The sequence below is a fragment of the Vibrio sp. L85 genome, from assembly GCF_963871815.1.
GTDB classification, from domain to species: domain Bacteria; phylum Pseudomonadota; class Gammaproteobacteria; order Enterobacterales; family Vibrionaceae; genus Vibrio; species Vibrio harveyi.
In genome coordinates this window covers 1-241 of record NZ_CAWMYL010000239.1, presented here as the reverse complement: position 1 = coordinate 241, position 241 = coordinate 1, and the positions used below count along the sequence as shown (strand labels likewise).

Annotated in this window: 1 tRNA gene; it reads left to right on the top strand. The window is 51.5% G+C overall.

Annotation, left to right across the window (positions count from 1 at the left end):
* Positions 1-3: 3 nt before the first annotated feature.
* A tRNA-Trp gene (locus AACR11_RS22775) sits at positions 4-80 on the top strand.
* Positions 81-241 lie beyond the last annotated feature (161 nt).

Genomic DNA, 241 nt, shown 5'->3' with positions numbered 1-241 from the left:
TACAGGGGTGTAGCTCCAATTGGCAGAGCAGCGGATTCCAAATCCGCGTGTTGGGAGTTCGAATCTCTCCACCCCTGCCATATTTAAGGCTCTAGCAGAAATGCTAGAGCCTTTTTCGTATATGAAGGAACGAGTACCAGTCTAGTTGGAAGAGCAGGGGATTCCCCTAATGCCCAAATAGTGCGTGTTGGGAACTGAGCCGCCAGTCCGCTTGGCAGCAAGTCATATCGAATCTCCGGAG